Source organism: Bacillus sp. ISL-75 (assembly GCF_018613095.1).
Genome location: NZ_JAGGQX010000013.1, coordinates 24,645 through 42,648 on the forward strand (window position 1 = coordinate 24,645; position 18,004 = coordinate 42,648).

Sequence of the window (18,004 nt, forward strand, 5' to 3'; positions counted from 1 at the left end):
AGTCAAAATACATACAGACTAAATATCATGCAATGAAAAAAGATCACCTTTCTTGATGTGATCCTTCCTCTATTTTAATTATTTATTTTTCCCTAAAATAAAAATAGGTTCTAATTCACCATTTTCATATAAAAATGAAAGGGCAGTGATTGGTACATGACCGTTTGCGAAAAAGCTCATTGCCATTTGCGCTAGCACATCGTAGCCTCTGTCATTACGAATATCAGCGATAATTAATACATCCTGATGTGGAACAGCAAGTACCATCGTACCAGTAATTTGCTTCTCCATTTCATTTAAGAATCCCTTATTTAGGATCCTGCTTGCATCATATCCATCATTGGTATTGAGGAAGTAAAAACTATTGCCAGCCACTTGGTCTTCTTTTAAAGGAGTCGACAGGGATCTTACATTAAATAAGGCAATTTCCTTAATCCTTTTAGCTTCCCAGCCCTCTTTAGCCATGATACGCGAGTCAATTAGCCGATACGTACTGCCTTGATCATACGCATAATAAATTTTTGTTTCCGCTGTGTGGTCGTCAACTAAGAATGGCACACCCTCTTCTGCTTCTGATGGGAAAGAAGTGGAGCGGATAACGGGAAAGATTTTTTTCTCATGATTGGTTAATTGAATGTCGTCCTCCATCGCACGGAGCCCTTCTTCGATATAATAAACGACTTCATCAATGGCTTTTTCCTTTTCACTATGCCATTTGGCAATAATCCCAGGTAATGCTACTGTTATCCCTTTACCGGACACTTTACTTTCAAATCGAAGTTGGTCCTTCTCACGGTCATAAGTTATTAAACGATCTTTTCTAGCCAAGCGCTGTTCTAATTCACTTTTCATTTTTCTGCTATCCATTTTCATCTTTTAATCCCTCCATTTTAGGAGCTGCACAGCTTATTTTACAATAAAAACCCTCCATCTCAAAAGGTGATGGAGGGTTTCGGACTTTTTTATTTCAAACCCGAAATAAAACCTTCAATTTCTTCTTGCGTTTTTCGGTCCTTACTTACGAATCGACCCAGCTCTTTCCCATTTTCAAAGGCAATAAAGCTCGGGATCCCAAAGACGTCTAATTGCTGACATATATCAATAAACTGATCACGGTCTACATGAATGAATGTATACTCATTAAATTTGGACTCTACTTCCGGTAGAACCGGCTCGATCACGCGACAATCGGGGCACCATCCTGCAGAAAACATGAAGATCGTTTTCCCATGATCGCGCAGCTGTTCAAATTGCTCAACTGATTCTAAATTCTTCAAATTCAACGCCTCCATTTGAATATATGACCTTTTTCGTAACATCTTCACAAATCATATCAGTCCTGCAGCATTTCAGTCCAATTATTTGCTCCTTTGATATTGTCCCACTAAAAGGTTCATAACATGAGTAAACATTTCAGAACGATTCACCATTCCATTTGTAAAAATCCCGACTGCACCTTCTTGTTTCCTTACATTTTCCTTTTTCGCATAATCTTCCATAACCGGTCCGAGTTCTTCACCTGCCCTTAATCGAATGGCTATTTCTTCAGGCAGAGGGAGTCTTGCTCCACCTGCAATAATCGGCTCCCTCCCAATTGATACAAGAGCCCCCCAGTTACAAATAAGCAAACCGTAACTCGTTTCCTGGACGCCTCCCTCAAGTCCAATCCCAATATCGCCATTTCCCTGCTTTAAGGCAGTTTCCGCTCGATTAATGGCTCCTCTTATCGTTTCTTCGTCGGAAAAAGGCTGCTCGCTGACACCCGATGAGATATCTAAGGAAACAAACTCATCTTCATGAGAAAAACTGTTTTTTACTGCACTAATTTTAGCTGGGTTCTTTGATCCAATGATAATTTTCATTCTAGTAACTCCTTTAGACATAGTAAAAGGAGGCATAGTGTAAAATGCCCCCCATTAAAATTAGCTGTTGGCTTTAATGGAATCAACCGTTGTTTGGTCACAAGCCTTGACTAGTTTAACAATTAACTCTTTAGCCGCTGCATAATCATCAACATGAACAATGGAGGCATGCGTATGAATATACCGAGAACAAATACCAACGACAGCACTTGGAACGCCCTCATTTGATTGATGGACACGACCGGCATCTGTTCCACCCTGTGAAACAAAATATTGGTAACGGATATTATGTGTTTCCGCTGTATCTAGTACAAACTCTCTCATCCCGCGATGGGTGACCATAGACCGGTCAAGGATCCTGAGCAAGGCCCCTTTGCCTAATTGGCCAAACTCCTGTTTATCTCCTGTCATATCGTTGGCAGGACTTGCATCCAGTGCAAAAAAGAGGTCAGGTTTAATCATATTGGCGGCAGTTTGGGCACCACGTAAGCCTACTTCTTCTTGCACCGTTGCACCTGAATAGAGAGTATTTGGCAAGGTTTCGTCTTTAAGTTCTTGAAGCAATTCAATCGCTAAACCACAGCCGTAGCGATTATCCCATGCTTTAGCTAATATTTTTTTCGGATTAGCCATTGGAGTAAATGGACAAATAGGCAAAATCGCCTGACCTGGCTTAATCCCAATTCGTTTTGCATCTTCACGGTCATCTGCGCCGATATCGATCAGCATATTTTTAATTTCCATTGGTTTGTTGCGTTTTGCATCGTCCAATAGATGTGGTGGAATAGAACCAACTACACCAATCACCGGACCATTATTTGTCATTACTTGAACCCGCTGGGCAAGAATAACCTGACTCCACCATCCGCCAAGCGGCTGAAAACGAAGCATTCCATTATCCGTTATAGAAGTCACCATGAAGCCCACTTCATCCATATGACCGGCTACCATTACGGTTGGACCAGTCTCCGAACCTCTTTTCACACCAAAGATGCTGCCAAGATTGTCTTGAACAATTTCATCTGAGTATTGTGACAGTTGTTCTCTCATGAATTTTCTTACTAAGTGTTCATTTCCAGAGGCACCTGGAAGCTCTGTTAACGTTTGAAAAAGCTTTAAGGTTTGTTCATTCATTTTTTTGAGGCTCCTTTGGATTTCTTTGGTAGTTTATGTAGATATTTTTATATTACAGAACTTCGATTTCTCTTTCCAACAATTGAATTTAATATTTGTCATATTATGTTCCTCATGGCAAATACGATATACTAAAGAAGAGAATTCTTGATAGTAATCTTTTCCAAATTTATTTTTTTGGAGGTCCTGTTATGAATTGGAAGTCGTTTTTCCTCGGTGCAGCAGTTGGTATTATCGGTGGATTTGCTGCTAAAGAAATGGTTAACTGTAAGACCCCTGTTTCACCTGAAAAAGTATTAGAACAAGTCAAAAAACAATTTAATCAGAATGGGCCGATTAGCGGGTCATGGATACATATGGAAGCAGAGCCGTATGAAAAGCAACAGATTAATTATCGTGTTTACAAAGGTGGTATTTCTAAAAACAACAATGGCACAAACGAACAATTTGAATTCATTGCAGATGCCCGAACGGGAACACTTTTGGACGTGCGTAATTTATCTAGTGTTTCTTAGTCAAAATAGCCGTTCCTTAAAAGGATACGGCTATTTTTCTTTATCTTTCCCTTTTTATGCTCTCCACTATTTGCTTTCCGTCAGCGTCCCACTTCACTGCCCGGTAATAGGCATCATGATAAAAGCTGAACCATGCATTTTTTTTAAAGCCGTATGGCAGCCATTTTTCCTTTGCAGCTATTGAGGTCATAGGGTAATCATCATAGGCCATTACCCATAATACCGGTTGGTGGGCATGTGTTGCCATCAGATCTGCCATATGAATTAACATTTCTCCCTGGTCCTCTACGACAAGGATAGAATGTCCATCACTATGGCCGCCCGTATGGACCATTGTAATCGCCCCTAAATTCCAGTTTTCCTTGAAAGGAACCACCTGTGATTCGATGGCTTCCCAGTTTTCTTTCCAGTATGTATTTTTCGAACGAATATTGGGGTTACGCATTTCGTCCCATTCTACTTGTGAGGTAATAATTTGTGCATTGGGAAATGCGGAAACACATTGTTCATTTTCAAACTTGGTTAGGCCGCCTGCATGGTCAAAGTGCAAATGGGTCATCAGGATGTAATCGATCTCCTCTGCTTTTAACCCTAATTTTATTAATGATTCATCAAGCTCCGATTCTTTGGTGACTCCAAAATTTCTTAATTGCTTTTCCGTTAACTTTCCTTTTCCAATACCGGTTTCTACTAAGAAATTCTTTCCATCCATTTGAAGTAACATGGGATCTGTTGGCAATTCAATTTGATTTTTCTCATTGGGTGGATATTTCTTGGACCATAACCCTTTTGGAACAACCCCAAACATGGCACCACCGTCTAAATTGGTTACCCCTCCAGATAACCACGTCAATGATACGCCGCCTATTTTTAATGTTTCCAACTTTCCATCCCCCTTTGTGCCTTTTTCTATATATTAACATTGACTAACTATTTAGAGAAACGAAAAAGGACAGTTCAAAATTGAACTGTCCCTAAAATTTAGTTTTGATACTTTACTTCACAACGATAAATGCGACTTCCTTTTTCTGAAAATTTCTCTTCATACTCTGTCATGATGTTACCTTCATAATCACTTTTATGAAGATCTAGACTAATGTACTTTAATAATAAACCGTACTCCGAAAAGCTCATTAAAGAATTTTCAAATAACCCTTGGTTGTCGGTTTTGAAATGGATTTCTCCACCATCAACCATAATATCCTCATAAAGCTTCAAGAAATCATTATATGTTAATCTTCTTTTTCTATGACGATATTTTGGCCATGGGTCAGAAAAGTTTAAATAGACCTGGTCCACATCATTCTTTGTAAAGTATTTTGCTAAATCATTTGCATCTACGTTAAGAAGCCTGAGGTTCGGTAAATCGGCTTCAATTAAGCGGTCCAATGCTGTAATGATGACACTGTCGTATATTTCAATCCCAATATAATTAATCCCCGGATTTGCTTTCGCCATTTCCGTAATAAATTGACCCTTTCCTGTGCCCACTTCAATATGAAGTGGATGATCGTTTTCAAATACTTCATGCCATTTTCCTTTATATTGTTCTGGATTGGCAACTATATATTGGGGATGCTGCTCTATTTTTTCCTTTGCCCAAGGTTTATGTCTGACTCTCATTTATGACACTCCTAAAAATAATATTGTTTACTACATATCATGCACCATTTGTGCTTACAAGTTTAACTATATGGAAATAAGATGATGCATAAACAAAAAAAGAATTCACAACCTAACAGTGTGAGTTCTTTTTTTAAATAACACTTGAGAGGGTGTACATTCATGCCATTAAGTCATGGTGACCAAGTTACATTATTAAAAGATATATTAAACAATCATCAAACAGATTGCTGCGGGTCCGTTTCAGAATGTGAACAACTGGAACGCTTAGTGAAATCCCTAATGGTTAATACACAGGTTGATCAAAATGTTAAAAATATCTTACAGGAAGTATATCAGTACAGCCAACATGGGGTTGGCACATCAGATTTAGATCAACACATCTTATCAAACCAAGAAAATTTATCCAATTGGGTTAGCGATATTGGTCAGTTTTCTTAACTAGAGAATTCCATCTAAGAACTTTATCCATGTGTTCATTTCTTCCAAGCGATTTTTATTTTTATACCATTGGATAGAAGAAAGAGTTTGAATGGTCACATACCATTTCATGCGCAGTTTTAGGTTGTCTGTCAGCTTTTTTCCGTAAAGCTTAAGCCAATCCTGCCAATTTTCTTCTGGAATATACCAATAAAGGAGCAGCCCTAGGTCAATGGCGGGGTCGGCAATCATTGCCCCGTCCCAATCAATCAAGTACAACTGGTTGTCTTCTGCAAGCAGCCAGTTGTTATGGTTGACATCACCATGACAAACCACCTTTTCATCGCAATAAACATTTAAAGCTTCTTTTTTTAAAAAGTTCATTGCTTTTTGCGATTCAGGCATTAGGAGTACCTCTTCATCTAACTCGTTTGCAACTCTTTGCAATAACGGTTCAGGATGCATTGGAGAGCTCTCTAATCGACTTAACATTCCTAGCATTGGCTCGGAGCAATGAATTTTCTTAAGCAGTCTCGCCACAAGTTCTTGGTTCATTTCAGACGGCTTTAACTCTCTGCCGGGAAGCCACTGCTGTGCAGTTATGACGTCTCCACTTTCCAACCGTTTTGTCCAAACAAGCTTTGGGACGATGCCTTCTGCTGAGAGTACAGCAAGGAACGGAGAAGAATTCCGCTTTAAAAAAAGCCTTTGGTCTTTATATTTCGCATAAAAGGCTTCACCTGTTTTGCCTCCAGCAGGGGTAATTTCCCATTCTTGTCCTAGTATATGATCCAAAATTGCTCACCTTCAATTTATGCCGTTCTAATGGGCTCATTCCCCTTATTTCTAAGAGGTAAAACCTGCGCTGCCGGAAGGTCCTATATTACCACAGTTTCATTAACAGCTTTTTATTTTTTAGAAATAAAAAAAAGCTATTGAAACCATTGCACACAATAGCCATCTTAATAAATTTTATCTCGGATTACCTTTTTTCGTCAAGTAAATCTGAAGAAACTATTTTTTTAGCAAAACATTTATGGAAACTGGCTCCATCAAAACTTCGCCGCCATGCAAAATCTTTTTAGAGGAAATTTCAGCTTGTTCATGGTCAGCTAAAACAGCCCAGTCCCCTTCTGGTATCGAAATCGCTTGCTTCTTTGACGAAGGGTTAATTAATAAGATTACATCATCTTCCCTATTAAACAAATACCCCAACACCGGTGCAGCTAATGGTAATTGTCGTATATTTGCACGGATTTCAGCAGAAGTTCTCATTCGGAAAGAAGAAAGAGATTTTCGGATTTGAATAAGTCCTTTAATATATTTTACGTTTTCTTTATATATTATCTTTCTATCCCAATCAAGTTGATTGATTGAATCAGGAGAACGATAACTATTTCCATCACCCTTTTTTGTTCGAAAAAACTCTTGGCCGCTGTGGAGAAATGGAATTCCTTGTGATAATAAGACAATACTCGTTGCGAGACGATGATATTTTATTCGTAAAGAATCCTCTACATCAGGGAGACACGCAATAAGTTTATCCCACATTGTATGATTATCATGGCACTCCACATAGTTCACAGATTGAAAAGGTTCATTAAAAAGAGCCAACCCCTGTTTCGTAAAACCGATACTGCCCATTATAACCTCATTAGCGGCCTCAACATAGTGCTCATTTCCTAAGGCAAAGCCTTTATCAAACAAGTTAAATGAACTACCTTTTATACAATCACGATATTTATCATTGAATTGAGCTATTTGTGGCATTTTTGCCTGATTTGCTATTGTTGCTTTCTGCTCAACTGGAAGAGGTGTATTGAGATTCCAGCCTTCACCGATGATGATTGTTCCTTTTGACAGGCTGTCGCACACTTTCTTTACTTCGTTCATAGTCTCTACATCCAATATCCCCATCAAATCAAAGCGAAAACCATCGATATGATATTCCTCCAGCCAATAACGAATCGAATCAACAATATATTTTCTGACCATTTTTCGCTCTGATGCAATGTCATTCCCAACCCCTGTACCATTGGAAGGGAGTCCAATTTCGTTATGACGGAAATAATAACCCGGAACCACCTTTTCAAAGGAGGAATTCTCACGGATGTAAACATGATTATAAACCACATCCATAATCACTCGAAGTCCAAGACTATGAACTTGATCAATTAACTGTTTTAACTCGATGATTCTTGAATAGGGATCGGCAGGATTCGTTGAATAGCTTCCTTCGGGAGCATTGAAATGGAGAGGATTATATCCCCAATTATATTCATTATTTGGTTGCAGTTCATCGACACCAGCAAAATCATGGAAGGGAAGGAATTCTATATGGGTAATACCAAGGTCTTTAATATAAGATAATCCTGTAGGTTCATCGTCGATCCCTTTTGTATTTAGCTCGCCCGCACCTAGATAAAGTCCTTTATTCTTTACACCACTTTTAGGGTGAATCGTTAAGTCTCTGATATGTGTTTCATAAATGATTGCATCTACGGCATTTTCAATAGCGGGTAAGTTTGGACGCGGCCTATGTATTTTCTCAAGCCTCACAATCACTCCAAGCTCGCCATTGACCGACACAGCCTTAGCATAAGGATCTGTAGCCTCTCGCCATTCTTGATTAACTAGGATGAGGAAACTATATTGATAGAATTCTAATTCACGGTTGACAGTAACAGACCATATGCCGCGATCCTCTCGTTTCATTTTTACAATTTCTGAAAAACTGCTATTAGCAGGACGCAACTTTAATTTAACTTGGGTGGCGGTGGGGGCCCATAGCTTAAAACAGGTTTGGCCAGCACGAAAGGTAACACCAAGGTCATTACCATCATAATAGAATTTCTCGTCAAAGGCGTCCGTTCGAATCACTGCACCAATATGCAGGTCTGTTTTCCCGCCATGTTCATCAATAATCACATATTGTTTTTCAAAGGAATAATCTTTTGAAAATTCACAAATATATTTCATATTATTATCAATTTGTCTCTTCTCGATGATTTTCAAGGGATGCTCTTGAAAATCACTAGAAATCAAGAAAACGGATGACAAACCGTGATGATAGGAAAGTGGAAGAAGAATCGTAATGATCTTCATCTCATCTAGATAAGCAAAGAAATTTCGGTCAGTAGCAATCATTCGAGTCCCTCTCTTTCAACTCCACTTCTTCCGGACGTTTTATTCTCGACAACACTTCCAAAGCTCTTGCTTGAAGATGTATATTCAAAGGAGTAAATCCAATATGCTCCCCATCTGCGTGAACAAAAAGGGCTGAAGGAGATTGGATAGAAACATCCTTTCCTGTATAAGTTTTCACTACTTTAAAATGGATGTGCTTCCCCCAAAACACACTGATAAAAACGAGTAACAGCTTCCACCTTGATAATCGTTGAACAACGGTTATATCAAAAAGTCCATCATCAGGCTCGGCCACAGGGGCAATTTTCATTCCACCGCCATAATATGGTTGATTGGAAACCGTTACAAACCATGTTTGTTCAAATATATGCTTTTCTCCGACAATTGATAAATCAATTGTTGAGGTTTTATAAGTAAATAATTTTTTTATTAGAAAATAAACATAAACCAACCTGCCCAACGAAAGTTTATTAAGTAAAGCCTTCATCCGGGAGTGATTAACTTCATAAGAAATAATTGCATCAAACCCCGCACCCATATTGTTAATAAAATAGTGCTGATTCGAATCATCCATGGTAATTTCCCCAATATCAACAGGCAGACCCTTATGTTTCGCGAGGCGGAGAATCACTTCTAATGCTTCCACGGGGTCGACAGGAATTTGAAATCCTCTGGAAAAATCATTTCCAGACCCACCAGGGATAAATCCCAGTGTAATATTATTATCCTTCACTGCTCCATTTACCACTTCATGCATCGTTCCATCTCCGCCAACAGCGATGATCATCTTTTGCTCAGGGTTCTTTAACGCAATTTGGCTGGCAAGGATATTGGCATGTCCTGGATATTCGGTAAAGAATGCGAGGTAGGACATCTGTTCAACTTTGAGTTGCTGTTCCACCCGTTCCCAAATCTTAAAGCAGTGGCCATTTCCAGCTTTTGGATTAATAATAAAGTAAATTTGTTTCATATTACCAACCTTTATTTTAATTTTATGTTTTTGTGTGATTTAAAGGATATATTTTTAGGGCTTCATACTTGGGTGTTTTGTTAAGGTTTGTCCGATATAATACTACTTCACTTGCTTCAAATGAGAGAGGGTTTGGCTGAAGTTCTTCCCATAAATCAAGCATTTCCTTTTGGAAAGGATGGACTCCGCTCCACTTTCTAGCAAGTGTTATATGAGGTCGAAAGGGTCTGGTTTCAAGTTGAAACCCTGCATTCTCACAAGCAGAAAACACCTTTTTTCTGATGGTTTGTAAATACTTGCTTTCCTCTGTATCGGCCCAAAAAACACGAGGAGAATCAGCGCTTCCGAAAAATCCAAGTTTGTTGATTCTCAGGGTGATTGCTTTCTCATCTTTAAGGGCATCCTTAACATTCTTTTCTGCAAGTGCAAGTTTATCAGGTGGAGCACTGCCTAGAAATGCTAGGGTTATATGCAAATCTTGATAATGAACCCAGCGGCTAAATGGGATTCGTTCCTTTATTTTTTCCATATGTTCTTGCATCGTTAATTTTGTTTGTTCTGGTATTCTTACGGCAAAGAAAAAATGAGATCGATGTTCCATGATTATCTTCCTTTCTTTAGTTAATTTTAGTCTATTTTGTCCTAAATGTATCTATTAGCAAACAGACAATTACCCGATATTTTTTACATAGAGCATAAATTTATTTATTATTAGATAGGAAACTATAATTTAAGAACTTACTTCAAGGTATTGAAAGGAAGGTCCCTATGAAAGTAGTCAACAATATCGCTGAATTAATCGGAGATACACCATTAGTGAAACTAAATCGATTAGCACCAAAGGACGGGGCCTCGGTTTATTTAAAACTGGAGTACTTTAATCCCAGCAAGAGCGTTAAAGACCGGGCAGCTTTTAATATGATTATCGAAGCAGAAAAGGCTGGGAAATTAACAGCAGGTTCAACGATTATTGAACCGACCAGTGGAAATACAGGGATTGGCCTTGCCATGAATGCTGCTGCTCGCGGCTATAAATCGATTATCGTGATGCCCGATACGATGACACAAGAACGAATCAGCATCCTAAGGGCATACGGGGCTGAGGTTGTCCTTACACCCGGGGCTGAAAAAATGCCAGGAGCCATCCAAAAAGCACTTGAATTAGCAAGTGAGATTCCAAATAGTTTTGTCCCCATGCAATTTGAAAATCACGCAAATTCAGATGCGCACCGATTCACTACAGCTGTTGAAATTATCAAAGCGATGAAGGAAATTGGTAAACCGCTGGCAGCTTTTGTCGCAACAGCTGGAACTGGGGGAACCATCACTGGCACAGGGGAAACATTAAAAGAGCATTATGAAAATTTATCCGTCCATGTTGTTGAACCGAAAGGATCGCCTGTTTTATCAGGCGGTAAACCAGGTAAACACAAGCTGGTTGGGACAAGCCCAGGTTTTATCCCAGTTATTCTTAATCAAGATGTCTATGATGAAATTCATCAAATCAATGATGAAGATGCCTATGATATCTCGCGTCGGTTGGCTGTCGAAGAAGGAATTCTAGTTGGACCTTCCTCTGGTGGTGCTTGCTTCGCCGCATTAGAAGTTGCCAAACGTTTAACTCCAGATGATGTGGTCGTTTGTATTGCTTGTGATACTGGGGAACGATATTTATCCAGTGATCTATTTCAATTTTAATAAAAAAGGACGTGGACACTCCTGTGTTCACGTCTTTTTTCTAATTTAGGGTTTTATCTTTAAGTGCTCCGCATTGTTTTTCAATTTCTTGCTCAAATGCTTCTTGCAGCCTTCGTGTAACAGTGCCTGGTAAACCATCCGCAACTCTCTTCCCATCCACTTCAATAATCGGCATCACCTCTGAAGTAGTACTTGATAGGAACACTTCATCAGCATTGGCCAATTCATCAAGTGTAAATGTTCGTTCCTCCACCACAATATTATTACTAGTACAAATCTGCAATATTACATCCTTTGTAATCCCTTTTAAAATTAAGTTATCCGACGGATGCGTGAACACAACACCATTTTTGACTATAAAGATATTCGACGAACTTCCTTCCGTAACATTGCCGCTGCGATGTTGGATCGCCTCAAAGCAACCTTCAACAGCCGCTTTTTGTTTTGCTAATAGATTGCCTAGCAAATTCAAACTTTTTATGTCACAACGCAGCCAGCGAATATCTTCTGTTACGATTGTTTTTACTCCATTCTTCAAACTTTCCAAAGGTCTGAGCGCTTCCTTTGTATAAGCTACAAGGCTGGGAGTTACATTTTCCGCCGGAAACGCATGATTACGGGGTGCGACTCCTCTCGAAATTTGCATATAAATGGTCCCTAACTGAAGATTATTTTTTGCAACAAGTTCTTCTAGCAATTTCGTTAAATGCTCCATAGTATACGGGAGTACAATCCCAATACTATCCAAGCTTTTCACAAAACGATTCATATGTTCTCTTCCTGTGAACATTTTTCCGTTGTAGACACGGATAACTTCGTATACACCATCACCAAATTGATAACCGCGATCTTCCACATCAACCTTTGCTTCTGAACGCTCAATAATTTCCCCATTCAAGATTGCAAATTTCATTCTCCTATATCCCCTTTTTATTTTTTATTCATTCATGGCCAATTCAAAATAAATCCTTTGTGTCCGTAATCAGGGACTGTTTTCTTTTTTCAACTTCACTCATCCAATCAATCTTCGTCAGATGTAAATCCCCCTATCGTTGATGAATTCACTTCCACCATAACAATATCATTATTGTAAATATTTTATCAATTTTGCTTTAATAAACGTTGTTTTTTTATTATGCAAAAAATAAATCAACCAATTTAACTAAAAATTCAAATAATTAGTCATAATCCATAGATTATCGCCCATAACCTATAGTAAGAGTATGGTAAGGGAGGGCGAAAATCCGAACAATTTTTGTAAATTTTAGATGTTTATTTTGTAAATTTAAGTATATTGGTGGAAATTATCTGATTTTGTGGTTACAATAAGGTTAGATGTAAGACATCTAAGTATCCACAGTAATCATCCACGAAAAGGAGATGTCTGCGCGGAAAAGAAAACTACATATTCTTGAAGAGGAATCTTCAAATAGGCTGTCGGTAGCAGGGTATTGCCATGGGTTTGAAAAAAGGATAGGGAGTGGTTCTTTGAAACCTTCAACTAACCGGATGTTAAACCGCATCAAATGTATCTACATGTTTATCCGCAATAACGGCACTGTTTCTACGCAAGAACTTGTAGAGGAATTTGGTATCACTCCTCGCACCATACAACGTGATTTAAATGTCTTAGCCTATAATGACTTGGTAATTAGCCCAAGCCGTGGAAAATGGACGACAACACAAAAGAGAGTAAAAATGTCTTCTTAATAAAAAAATAAATTAGCATAATTTCATAAAAAAGCACGCGAGCCCATCTCGCGTGCTTTTTGTTTGTCTAAAATCAATGGTGCTCATGTACTTGGTTCGTGATTTTTTGATATTCCTGTTCACTAAGGATCCCTAGTTTTCTAAAAACATAGGAATAAATGAAAATCCTCCGTTGCAATCGAGGGGTTACGAACATATTAATCATCTCCTGCCTTAATTAATTATATTCGCCATTTCAAACAATGTTTCCTTCAACCAAAAAAAATTCTTATGGATAATATTTTAACCCCATAGCAAGAACACGCTGGGAGGGAGCTGAGCCACTATACTTGTGAAGAAACAGTAATATGGGTTGATCTAAAATCTTCAACACTAATTGACAGTTTTTAATAGTATGGTAGTATATTAATATCAAAAAATACTTTAGCGCTTAAAAGCGTCTAAGCAAAAAAGATAAGTGGGTAGGAATAACATGAAAAATAATCATCAGAACTTACAAAAAGGATTATTACCGAGGCATGTCCAGTTTATAGCCTTAGCTGGTATGATTGGTACGGGGATTTTTAAAGGGAGTTCAGACACCTTGGCGATTGCAGGACCGAGTGTTGTAATTGCCTATTTAATTGGCGGCCTTTTACTATTTATCATAATGGCTGCCTTAGGGGAAATGGCGCTTGCTTTTCCAAATTTAAATGTACAGCATTTAGTAAACAAAGCATTTGGATTCCAAGTTTCGTATATCGTGGGATGGCTTTACTGGATCAACTGGATTCTTGTTACGGTTGTTGAATTATTAGCAGCGGGAAGTTTCCTACAATTTTGGTTTCCTACAATACCATTATGGGTGTTAAGTTTCCTTTGCGCAGTTATAATCGTAGGAATTAATTTAACTCAAGTAAAAAATTATGGGGAACTTGAATTTTGGTTTGCTGGAATTAAAATCATAGCGCTGATAGCGTTTATCATTTTAGGCTTTTCACTCCTATTAGGAATTATTCCAAGCTCGATCCAGGATCCGCTCGCTAACTACACAGCACACGGCGGATTTTTCCCGCATGGAATGGGTGGAACTTTCAGCGCCTTTTTAGTGGTCATGTTTTCGTATGGTGGTGCAGAGTTAATTGGGATCGCTGTTACCGAGACAAAGGATGCTGAACGAGTATTGCCAAAGATTATTAAAGGGGCAGTTTGGCGTGTTATTATTTTTTATATATTACCAATACTAATCATTTGTGGACTCATGCCTTGGGACAAGGTTACGGGTGCAGATAGTCCCTTCGTTCAGGTCTTCAGTACAACAGGGTTGCCCGGAGCAGCACATATTATGAATTTTGTCCTGCTGACAGCCGTACTGTCCGCTGCAAATTCAGGTATTTATGCGACATCCAGAACGCTGTTTTCTATGGCACAAAGTGGCGTTGGGCCTAGGGGGTTAGCAAAACTCTCTGCAAAGGGAATTCCATTAACAGGAATAATGCTAACAAGTATATGTATACTAGCAGGTGTTTACCTAGCCTATCTAACACCTAGTCAGGTAATCGGCTATCTCATGACCATTCCAGGGTTTACAGTCATGCTCCTATGGATTAGTATTTGTGCTGCACAGTTAAAACTAAGACCACTTTACAAAAGTCAACCGGCATTTAACGTAAAATGGTTTCCATATACGACCATCTTCGCCATTGTATCTTTAAGTATTATCTTTATTGGATTTGTGTTTAATCCAAATAATCTAATTGGTACAACCGTTAGCTTGGTAACGATTGGCTTTCTAATCATTCTCTCTTTTATTGTTAGACGAAATGGTACGAATGAAATCATCGCTTAAAAAATAATACAGAAAAGGCCATCAATTCACTTGCTGGCCTTTTTGGTTTCTTCAAAAAGAAATCTTCGAAAAATACTCGATCACATACTGACGAAATTGCTGTGCTGAATTAGATAAATAACGTCTCTTTGACCAACCCAACCCTATAGTCCTTTGGCATTTTGGTTCAACAATTCGTAATTTGTTTGGAAAGGGATTAGAATTACGAATCCAAGAAATTTCGGGGATAAAAGCTATCCCTAATCCTTGTCTAACCAAATCCCCTATCACCCCAGGTTCATCTCCTTCAAAAGCAATGTTTGGTACAAATCCAGCCTCACGACAAAATTCATCTGTTAGATTTCTGAATCCAAATCCTGTATTCATACTAATAAAAGGCTCGTCCTTTACTTCATAGAGAAATACCTTCTCTTTCTTGGCCAACCGGTGTTCCGGGGGGACAACTAAGTAAATCTCTTCCGTAATTAGAGGTTCCCATATAATATCAGTCCCTTCAATAGGAACGGAGGAAAGGCAAAAGTCAATCTCGGCCTTTTCAAGCCGGCTTTTCATTGATGAAGTTGACTCTAAGACTTGTTGAAATTTAACATCAGGAAAATACTTCAAAAATGAACTTAATAACTCAGGAAGGACTCTTGGTATACTAACTGCCAAGGTAATCTGAGTTTGGCCCTGTGAAGCTCTTTCCAGAATCTCTCGTTTCCCCTCGTTTAATTCTAAAAATATCCGGTTTACACGTTCTAAAAACAGTTTTCCGTAGACGTTAAGCCCGAGCTGTCTATTTCTCCGATCAAATAATGGAACTCCCAAATCTTGTTCCAAGCGGGCTATGGTTTTACTTAAAGAGGGTTGGGCAATTTGAAGTTCTTCTGCCGCCTTGGTCATGTGCTCAAGCCTGGCAACCGTTTGAAAATATTTTAGTTGTAAAAGTTCCATGGAATTACCCCTTCGACTATTTAATAGATTTAAAGCTATCAATTAATAACTAATTATATATTATACAATATACTAAAAAGTATTTATCATAGTGGTTATGTTAAAAAATCAAATACAAAGGGGTAATTATGAAGGGGATAAACTTAATATTTAGAGACTTAAAAATGATGTGGCACCATAAACATGGAAGGATTGCGTTAGTATTTCTATTGGTGGTTCCATTAATTTATTCCGGCTTTTTTCTCGCAGGTTACTGGAATCCATATGGACGGTTGGATCAGCTTCCTGTCGCTGTTGTGAATTTAGATAAAGGCTCCACGATGGATAACAAGTCCATTGAGGCAGGTCAGGACTTTGTCAAAAATTTAAAAGAAAACAAGGATTTAAAGTTCCATTTTCTCTCTGAAAAGACCGCAAACCAAGGTTTGAAAGATGGGAAATATTATATGGTTCTTACGATTCCAAAAGATTTTTCACAAAAGGTCAGTACATTAATGGATGAACATCCAGAGCAGGCAAAACTAAATTATAAAATTAATCCAGGTAAAAACTTTGTTGCCTCTCAAATTAGTACTACTGCAACGGAAAAAATGAAAACAAAGATCGCAGCAGGTATTACGAAATCCTACGCTGACGGTGTATTTTCAAAGTTTGTTGAGTTAGCAAGCGGGTTACGTACTGCTGGCGATGGTGCTTCGAAAATTAATCAAGGGACTGTTGATGCCAAAAATGGAATGATCGAGCTTTCAGATGGTGTCCACCGTTTAAATAATGGAGCAGAAAAGCTTGAGAATGGGAGTCAGCAACTTTCAAACGGTCAACAAAAATTAGCTCAGGGGCTTGACGGTTTAAAAGAGGGCTCACTATCACTTTCTAATGGCATGGAAAAGCTTTCTGAAGGTCATGCAAGTGTAGAAGTTGGGATGGAACAATTAACGGAAGGCATGCAATCTTTGGCTTTGAATAGTGAAAGGTTATCTCAAGGTCAAGCAGGGGTGAAAAACACGACAGATGAATTATCGAAAGCAGTAGAACTATTTTTACAAAATCACCCTGATATGAAAAATGATCCTACCTTCCAACAAATTGCTGCCATGTCATCCGGCCTATCAAAAGCAGCTGATTCATTGAGTAGTGGTCAAGTCCAACTTGCTCAAGGGGCAAACAAATTAGTTCAAGGACAAACAAAAGTCCAAGATGGTATGACAAAGCTTGGCGATAAAATGGATGATGCTGCCACCGGGGCAAACAAATTATCTGAGGGAACCGTACAATTGTCCAATGGATTTTCCCAATGGACAATTGGTTTTTCCTCTTTAAATAATGGAATAGTTGATTTAGCAAACGGTGGAAGTAAATTAGATAACGGCACCAATCAGTTAGTAGATGGTTTGGATCAATTGAGCGTTGGTTCAGACGAGTTAGCCACAAAATTAAATGATGCTGCTATGCAAACGTCTAGTATCCATAATAATAACCAATTGACCTCGATGTTCTCAGAACCAGTCAAATTAGTAGAATCGGATTTATCCGAGGTTCCGAATTATGGGACTGGAATTACCCCCTATTTTCTATCTTTAGCATTTTATGTAGGTGGAATAATGGCAGCTAACATCCTTCCATTAGGACGCAGACAAGATCTTAAGGTTAATGGAACAGAGCATTTTATTAATAAACTCGGACTTAAGTACTCAATCGCATTAATACAAGTGTTATTTGTCGATTTGGTAGTCCTTTTCGGATTCAAAGTACATGTGGTAAGTGTTCCCTTGTTTATTGTATCCAGTGTCATTGTCTCCTTAACCTTCATGACGGTCATCCTGATGTTAGTGACATTGTTTGGTGTTGCAGGGAAATTTATGGCTGTCACACTATTGGTTTTACAATTAGCTACATGTGGTGGAACATTCCCGGGTGAATTGAGTAATCCTATCCTAAGCAAGATCGGTAATGTTTTACCAATGGCCCATTCATTACGGAGCTTCCAAGATGTTATCTCCCTAGGGGATTGGGCCCAACTACAACAGCAAATACTAATCTTACTTTTCTACCTAGTAATAGCGGGGGGTATTGGATGGGTGACAAGTCATCTGCAACATTCCAAGACTGCCGTGGAGACCTCTCATTAAAAACTAAAAAAGTGATACCCAATATTTACATG

General features: G+C 38.6%; 18 protein-coding genes. 6 read left to right on the forward strand and 12 right to left on the reverse strand.

From position 1 onward, the window contains the following. Positions 1 to 78 precede the first annotated feature (78 nt). The 4 genes from J7E63_RS05675 to J7E63_RS05690 form a co-directional block, all read right to left on the reverse strand. A complete protein-coding gene (locus J7E63_RS05675; protein WP_215001223.1) occupies positions 79 to 867 on the reverse strand; it encodes a DUF1444 domain-containing protein in 789 nt (262 codons plus the stop codon). A 95-nt stretch (positions 868 to 962) separates the two neighbouring features. Then, the gene (locus tag J7E63_RS05680; protein ID WP_214719066.1) at positions 963 to 1,277 is read right to left on the reverse strand and encodes a thioredoxin family protein; all 315 of its coding nucleotides are present in this window, start codon (positions 1,275 to 1,277) and stop codon (positions 963 to 965) included. A gap of 81 nt (positions 1,278 to 1,358) precedes the next feature. Then, a complete protein-coding gene (locus J7E63_RS05685; RefSeq protein WP_215010616.1) occupies positions 1,359 to 1,862 on the reverse strand; it encodes a DUF84 family protein in 504 nt (167 codons plus the stop codon). A 60-nt stretch (positions 1,863 to 1,922) separates the two neighbouring features. Then, positions 1,923 to 2,996, reverse strand: a complete 1,074-nt coding sequence (locus J7E63_RS05690) for a M42 family metallopeptidase (RefSeq protein ID WP_168245358.1) — start codon at positions 2,994 to 2,996, stop codon at positions 1,923 to 1,925. Positions 2,997 to 3,187: 191 nt separating this feature from the next. Here J7E63_RS05690 and J7E63_RS05695 point away from each other — a divergent pair, with 191 nt between their 5' ends. Next, a complete protein-coding gene (locus J7E63_RS05695) occupies positions 3,188 to 3,511 on the forward strand; it encodes a PepSY domain-containing protein (protein ID WP_215010617.1) in 324 nt (107 codons plus the stop codon). Between the two features lie 40 nt (positions 3,512 to 3,551). Here the strand turns inward: J7E63_RS05695 and J7E63_RS05700 are convergent, their stop codons facing one another. Continuing rightward, on the reverse strand, positions 3,552 to 4,394 hold the full coding sequence (locus tag J7E63_RS05700) for a YtnP family quorum-quenching lactonase (RefSeq protein ID WP_215010618.1): 843 nt from the start codon (positions 4,392 to 4,394) through the stop codon (positions 3,552 to 3,554). Between the two features lie 98 nt (positions 4,395 to 4,492). Then, complete coding sequence (gene trmB / locus J7E63_RS05705) at positions 4,493 to 5,134, reverse strand: tRNA (guanosine(46)-N7)-methyltransferase TrmB (RefSeq protein ID WP_215010619.1); 642 nt, start codon at positions 5,132 to 5,134, stop codon at positions 4,493 to 4,495. Between the two features lie 162 nt (positions 5,135 to 5,296). On the opposite strand from trmB, the gene J7E63_RS05710 reads away from it, so the two are divergent. Continuing rightward, positions 5,297 to 5,575: a YtzH-like family protein gene (locus J7E63_RS05710; RefSeq protein WP_098260112.1), complete on the forward strand. Its 279-nt coding sequence runs from the start codon at positions 5,297 to 5,299 to the stop codon at positions 5,573 to 5,575. Here the strand turns inward: J7E63_RS05710 and J7E63_RS05715 are convergent, their stop codons facing one another. The 4 genes from J7E63_RS05715 to thpR form a co-directional block, all read right to left on the reverse strand. After that, the gene (locus tag J7E63_RS05715) at positions 5,576 to 6,349 is read right to left on the reverse strand and encodes a phosphotransferase family protein (RefSeq protein ID WP_215010620.1); all 774 of its coding nucleotides are present in this window, start codon (positions 6,347 to 6,349) and stop codon (positions 5,576 to 5,578) included. 219 nt (positions 6,350 to 6,568) lie between these two features. Beyond that, positions 6,569 to 8,701, reverse strand: a complete 2,133-nt coding sequence (gene pulA / locus J7E63_RS05720; protein WP_215010621.1) for a type I pullulanase — start codon at positions 8,699 to 8,701, stop codon at positions 6,569 to 6,571. Beyond that, on the reverse strand, positions 8,688 to 9,671 hold the full coding sequence (locus J7E63_RS05725) for a diacylglycerol/lipid kinase family protein (protein ID WP_215010622.1): 984 nt from the start codon (positions 9,669 to 9,671) through the stop codon (positions 8,688 to 8,690). The genes pulA and J7E63_RS05725 overlap by 14 nt, the downstream gene beginning before the upstream one ends. A gap of 22 nt (positions 9,672 to 9,693) precedes the next feature. Further along, positions 9,694 to 10,272, reverse strand: coding sequence for an RNA 2',3'-cyclic phosphodiesterase (thpR, locus tag J7E63_RS05730; protein ID WP_215010623.1), 579 nt, complete (start codon positions 10,270 to 10,272; stop codon positions 9,694 to 9,696). Positions 10,273 to 10,439: 167 nt separating this feature from the next. Here thpR and cysK point away from each other — a divergent pair, with 167 nt between their 5' ends. Beyond that, the gene (gene cysK / locus J7E63_RS05735; protein ID WP_215010624.1) at positions 10,440 to 11,369 is read left to right on the forward strand and encodes a cysteine synthase A; all 930 of its coding nucleotides are present in this window, start codon (positions 10,440 to 10,442) and stop codon (positions 11,367 to 11,369) included. Between the two features lie 40 nt (positions 11,370 to 11,409). On the opposite strand, the gene dat is transcribed toward cysK, so the two are convergent. Beyond that, positions 11,410 to 12,282 (reverse strand): D-amino-acid transaminase, encoded by an 873-nt coding sequence (gene dat, locus J7E63_RS05740; protein WP_215010625.1) that lies wholly within the window; start codon positions 12,280 to 12,282, stop codon positions 11,410 to 11,412. Between the two features lie 575 nt (positions 12,283 to 12,857). On the opposite strand from dat, the gene J7E63_RS05745 reads away from it, so the two are divergent. Both J7E63_RS05745 and J7E63_RS05750 read left to right on the forward strand, forming a co-directional pair. Next, positions 12,858 to 13,079 carry a DeoR family transcriptional regulator gene (locus tag J7E63_RS05745; RefSeq protein WP_066260326.1) on the forward strand — a complete coding sequence of 74 codons (222 nt, stop codon included), beginning with the start codon at positions 12,858 to 12,860 and terminating at the stop codon, positions 13,077 to 13,079. Positions 13,080 to 13,551: 472 nt separating this feature from the next. Next, the gene (locus tag J7E63_RS05750) at positions 13,552 to 14,907 is read left to right on the forward strand and encodes an amino acid permease (protein WP_215010626.1); all 1,356 of its coding nucleotides are present in this window, start codon (positions 13,552 to 13,554) and stop codon (positions 14,905 to 14,907) included. Between the two features lie 51 nt (positions 14,908 to 14,958). Here J7E63_RS05750 and J7E63_RS05755 read toward each other — a convergent pair whose 3' ends face one another. Continuing rightward, complete coding sequence (locus J7E63_RS05755; protein WP_215010627.1) at positions 14,959 to 15,843, reverse strand: LysR family transcriptional regulator; 885 nt, start codon at positions 15,841 to 15,843, stop codon at positions 14,959 to 14,961. 128 nt (positions 15,844 to 15,971) lie between these two features. Here J7E63_RS05755 and J7E63_RS05760 point away from each other — a divergent pair, with 128 nt between their 5' ends. Next, entirely contained in the window at positions 15,972 to 17,972 is a 2,001-nt protein-coding gene (locus J7E63_RS05760; RefSeq protein WP_215010628.1) for a YhgE/Pip domain-containing protein, read from the forward strand. The last annotated feature ends 32 nt before the right edge of the window (positions 17,973 to 18,004 follow it).

Bases quoted from the DNA above. Each gene is read 5' to 3' on its own strand.
- J7E63_RS05675 (WP_215001223.1), bottom strand. From the start codon at position 867: ATGGATAGCAGAAAAATGAAAAGTGAATTAGAACAGCGCTTGGCTAGA.
- J7E63_RS05685 (WP_215010616.1), bottom strand. From the start codon at position 1,862: ATGAAAATTATCATTGGATCAAAGAACCCAGCTAAAATTAGTGCAGTA.
- J7E63_RS05690 (WP_168245358.1), bottom strand. From the start codon at position 2,996: ATGAATGAACAAACCTTAAAGCTTTTTCAAACGTTAACAGAGCTTCCA.
- J7E63_RS05695 (WP_215010617.1), top strand. From the start codon at position 3,188: ATGAATTGGAAGTCGTTTTTCCTCGGTGCAGCAGTTGGTATTATCGGT.
- trmB (WP_215010619.1), bottom strand. From the start codon at position 5,134: ATGAGAGTCAGACATAAACCTTGGGCAAAGGAAAAAATAGAGCAGCAT.
- J7E63_RS05710 (WP_098260112.1), top strand. From the start codon at position 5,297: ATGCCATTAAGTCATGGTGACCAAGTTACATTATTAAAAGATATATTA.
- pulA (WP_215010621.1), bottom strand. From the start codon at position 8,701: ATGATTGCTACTGACCGAAATTTCTTTGCTTATCTAGATGAGATGAAG.
- J7E63_RS05725 (WP_215010622.1), bottom strand. From the start codon at position 9,671: ATGAAACAAATTTACTTTATTATTAATCCAAAAGCTGGAAATGGCCAC.
- thpR (WP_215010623.1), bottom strand. From the start codon at position 10,272: ATGGAACATCGATCTCATTTTTTCTTTGCCGTAAGAATACCAGAACAA.
- cysK (WP_215010624.1), top strand. From the start codon at position 10,440: ATGAAAGTAGTCAACAATATCGCTGAATTAATCGGAGATACACCATTA.
- dat (WP_215010625.1), bottom strand. From the start codon at position 12,282: ATGAAATTTGCAATCTTGAATGGGGAAATTATTGAGCGTTCAGAAGCA.
- J7E63_RS05750 (WP_215010626.1), top strand. From the start codon at position 13,552: ATGAAAAATAATCATCAGAACTTACAAAAAGGATTATTACCGAGGCAT.
- J7E63_RS05755 (WP_215010627.1), bottom strand. From the start codon at position 15,843: ATGGAACTTTTACAACTAAAATATTTTCAAACGGTTGCCAGGCTTGAG.
- J7E63_RS05760 (WP_215010628.1), top strand. From the start codon at position 15,972: ATGAAGGGGATAAACTTAATATTTAGAGACTTAAAAATGATGTGGCAC.